The following is a 4,355-nucleotide window of genomic DNA, read 5'->3' as shown; positions in this document are numbered from 1 at the left end:
TAAGCCTTGGGCCGCTTACATTCACACACATCTTTTCATTGACTAAAAATGCTAGCCCTCCAAACATCCTTTTTTCTTCAACCTCCATTTGCCCAACTTCATAAAGATATTCCCTAACCCTATCTGCAAGTTGTTCATCATATGCCATGGTCCTTTATTTTTGTGTTCCTCAAATTACCAAAATAGGATCAGAAGCACATCTCTATACTAAACTTTTCTATGAATAAAGTAAGAGAATAATGCCTTATAATTTTTCACCTTACACAAAAAGCCTAATATTTTGAAGATAAATTCTAGAATAACCATCCTTTTCAAGTTATTTTTAACCAATCAATCGTTTTACACTTATCCCCAAGGCTAACCTTTTCAATAGAAGCTTTGACAATTACTCACTTTGGCCGGATTCCTACTTCATTTAATATGACAAACTATTGCCCTATTTTAACCCAAACCTTGAAAAAGCTCCACCACCTCATTGTCCTTACTTCCCTACTTATAATTACGCATCCTATTAGGGCTCAAATTAAAACCGAAGTCCGCTGGGAAAATGGTAGTCCGTCTCTACTTATCGATGGAGAAAACCACCCGCCATTTGCTTATATGTCTTACTTAGGGGAAGAGAAATACTATAGGGAAATAGCAGCCACAGGGATCCACCTGTACAATTTTCCTGCTTATTTGGGAGAAGGAGGCATCAACACCTCCTCAGGCATAGGTGCTTTTAGAAATGCTATCTGGAAAGGTGAAAGTCATTATGATTTTTCAAGCATTGAAACAGATTTTGAAAAAATACTTAGTGCTGATCCCAAAGCCAAGGTAGTCATTCGACTATATTTGGACCCTCCCCGCTGGTGGACTTTAGCCAATCCCTCAGCTGCGGCACAGCTACCGGATGGTAGCTTGTTTCGCCAGAGCTTTGCCTCCCAAGAATGGAGGGAGCATACTAAGGTAGCCTTGGAGGATTGTTTGGACTGGTTGCTGAAGTCCAAATACCGTAACCATTTAGCGGGTATACACGTGGCCAGCGGGTTTACAGAAGAATGGTTCTATCATCCCAAGCAGTACCAAGACCTAAATCCGGTCAGGTTACAAGCATTCCGAGACTGGCTAAAGGAAAAGTATACTTCGGTCAAATCCCTAAGAGCTGCTTGGAATAATCCTAATGTTACTTTTGCCAATGCCCAATTGACCAATATTGATGAAGCAGTCGACGAAGTTTCATGGAGAGACCCTGACAATGACACCAATTATATTGATACCTATCGATTTCATACAGAGGTAATGGCGGATAATATTGCCTATTTCTGTAAGGTTGTCAAAGGGAAAAGCGATGGATATTTATTAACAGGGGCATTTTATGGCTACCATTACTTTGTCACTGATCCAAGGCGAGGACATGGTGCCTTGTCCAAATTATTGGAAAGCCCGGACTTGGATTACTTGTCTAGCCCAAATGTCTACAACAGGGTGGTAGGTGAAGATTGGCCGGCAATGTCCGCCATTAATTCCGTTCACAAACATGGCAAACTTTGGTTGGCAGAGAATGATACCCGGACTTCAAAAACTACTTTGCTAAAAGACCAATCCCAGGGAATTGCTCCTCCGGGACAATATGAAGGGGGCGTTTGGCTTGGCCCCAAAAGCCTCAAAACTTCAGTGGCTTTATTATGGAAAAATGCAGCTCGAATGTTGGCCTATGGCTATGGAGGCTGGTGGTTTGATATGTGGGGAGGCTGGTTCAGCGATCCGGAAATGCTTCAGGTCTTGGAAAAAACCCAGCAATTTCACCAAGATTTCCCATCTAAAAACCCGGAAAAGATGAAGCCTGGTGTATTGGTAATTGTAGATGAAGAACTATCATTTTGGGACAAAAGTTATGGTAGGCTTACTGAAAAAATATTGTCTAACCGGTATCCAATAGCCAAAACAGGTAGTTCCTATGACCTTTATTTAAGGACAGACATTCAGGAGATTGCCTTCAGTCAATACCAAGTAATATGGCTAATGGGCTTGCTTCAATTAACAGATAAAGAAACTGCACTAATCAAAAAGTTGCAGAAGCTGGGCAAAACCGTATTGTGGACCAACGATAAAGGAACAACGCTTAACCTCCCAGGAAAAACCGAAAACTTTCTTCCGGAAAAGTTACAATGGAAGCCTTCTGAACTAAAGAAAATCTGGGCAGAAGCCGGTGTTCATCAATACATAACTTCGGAAGACATCATTTATGTTGGTAGAAATTGGCTGAGCTTGCACTCTATAGATGGTGGTGAAAAAATTATTCAGCTCCCCTATTTTGCCCGGGTTATTGACCCTTTTACTAATAAAGTGATGGCAGATTCCACCAACCAAATCACTATAAAGATGGATGTCATGTCCACCGTCCTTTATCGAGTCCACCCTTTATAAATCACCTTTTAAATTTAAAACACTGTTTATTTGAACCTTATGGAGTTTTTTTTATAATTTGCAGAAATTAGACGCATACAACCATACATTTTAACCAACATGAAACTTTTATTACGAACTTATTTTCCCCTATTGTTATTGCTACTGTTTCAATTTTGCATCTCCCCGGATGATGTCAATAAAACGATTGATGACGAAGAGGAAGAAGAGGAGGAAGAAGAAGAGGTAGTACTGGAAGACCCCACTGATTTGCCTTTTACAGTCAACTGGTCTATCAATAAAGAAGGTGATGAAATTGGTGGCTCCTTTTCCCCTTTTTTACATGTGGGAGAAACCAACCTCTACCTATACAGCCCCTACAGTGGCAAGGGCATAGTATCCATGAACAAAAACAGCCAGGAGACCAATTGGACCATTAACAAAGCAAGTATAGGCGTACCCTATGTCATGAAAACAATTGGAGATCACCTTTGGGCCATGACCTATGATATCAATAATCCCACGGTAATCAAAGTGGATCCTTCAGATGGAAATGTGCTCTTTGAAAAGCCTTCCGGAACATTCCCCTCCGGGCAGGTAGATGGTAACTGGTTTGGCTTAAGAAAAAGGGAAACATCCCTTTATCAGGTAAGTTTGGAAACAGGGAATGACGAGATTGCATGTGAGGAATTAGTAGTAGACAATATTAGAAACTTCCTTTTTAAAGGTGAGCAGCTGGTACTGATGGTCGTTCGCGGGGGAAGGAATTTGCTTTCCATAAATCCCAATACTTGTAATGAAAACTGGGAGGTTCTCAACTATGACGAACCCAACTTTGGACACCTCATCTATTCTTCCTTTGCAGTAGATCTTGGAAGCAGCATCCTGAGTGTTAGCCCGAATAATTTTATCCTGCGCTCACCTACTACCGGAGTAGCGGAATGGAAATACCCTGAAGGCTTCAATAACAATACCCTCGACCTGACCCATATGCTTCATTTGGAAAGCAAGAAGTCCTTGATCTACCACGACAATCAGTCCGGAAAAGTGGTAGCCTTTAACTGGCCTTCCCAATCCAAAACATGGGAATCTGAGATTCAGAATAGAGATGTAGGCCAATTGTTTTTGGTAAAGGAAAGGCTCTTTCTTTATACAAAAAACAACTTCCTCTATGAAATCAATGTAGAAAATGGGCAGACCATTTCCGAAAGAGAGATAAAGGAGCTTTATCCTTTCGACACTTCGATCATTCCCTTTGCCATCAATCGTCTAGAAGATTATTTTGGTGAAAGGTATTTTAGAATCTATGGAGATGAAATTTATTACACTACTGAACAAAGCCTCTTGGTTTCAGCCCGGTTAGACTAACATTTATCTGACGCGTTCCCTTCGACAAGCTCAGGGGACGCGTTTTAACTCGGATTATGAAATAGGATTTCTCCGCCCTGACAAGGTCAGGGGTGATGCCTGTCCCGTGTTTACGGGAAGTATTGTAATCGCAAGAAAATCAGACTGTTAGGAGATTTTAGCATAGCACCGCTATGGGTAAATTGAAAGCAGCAACGATTGGGTATTTTAAAGCGATTTCAGCACGTAATAGAATGTCTATTGCATATTTCGGGTTTAATATACCGGACAATAAATTCCTCTACGTCTACTAGGGATTTTTTATTTAGATGCTCATTGATTTCAGGTAACCTTAGACATGATGGATGGTAGGGTAATTAAAGAAGTCTAAAAGACTTCAATAAACCGAGATTTCACCATTGGAAATGTTAAAAATGCAGGACGATTTTGGCGGTATTGTTGCTTTTTTTCTGCAACAATGCTGACAAAATCTCTTTTAATTCGCTTGTCTAGTTTATTTCCTCCGACACCTTACCATTCAAATTAGCGCTTACTAGTTTTTGACGGCTATCGCTGAAAAGTATTACATCCTAAAATTAAACGCAACCCCGGCAGGGGTG

2 protein-coding genes are annotated in these 4,355 nt (G+C 40.8%); both read left to right on the top strand.

Annotated elements, in window-relative coordinates:
• Positions 1-453: 453 nt before the first annotated feature.
• Complete coding sequence (locus AAC037_RS20470) at positions 454-2,409, top strand: beta-galactosidase (RefSeq protein ID WP_339905223.1); 1,956 nt, start codon at positions 454-456, stop codon at positions 2,407-2,409.
• Positions 2,410-2,508: 99 nt separating this feature from the next.
• Complete coding sequence (locus AAC037_RS20465; protein WP_339905221.1) at positions 2,509-3,756, top strand: PQQ-binding-like beta-propeller repeat protein; 1,248 nt, start codon at positions 2,509-2,511, stop codon at positions 3,754-3,756.
• Positions 3,757-4,355: the final 599 nt, after the last annotated feature.

Origin of the sequence: uncultured Cyclobacterium sp., assembly GCF_963976465.1 — a bacterium.
In the GTDB taxonomy this organism is placed as follows: Bacteria; Bacteroidota; Bacteroidia; order Cytophagales; family Cyclobacteriaceae; genus Cyclobacterium.
Note: the sequence above shows the minus strand (reverse complement) of the source record. Positions and strands in the feature narration are given on the sequence as shown.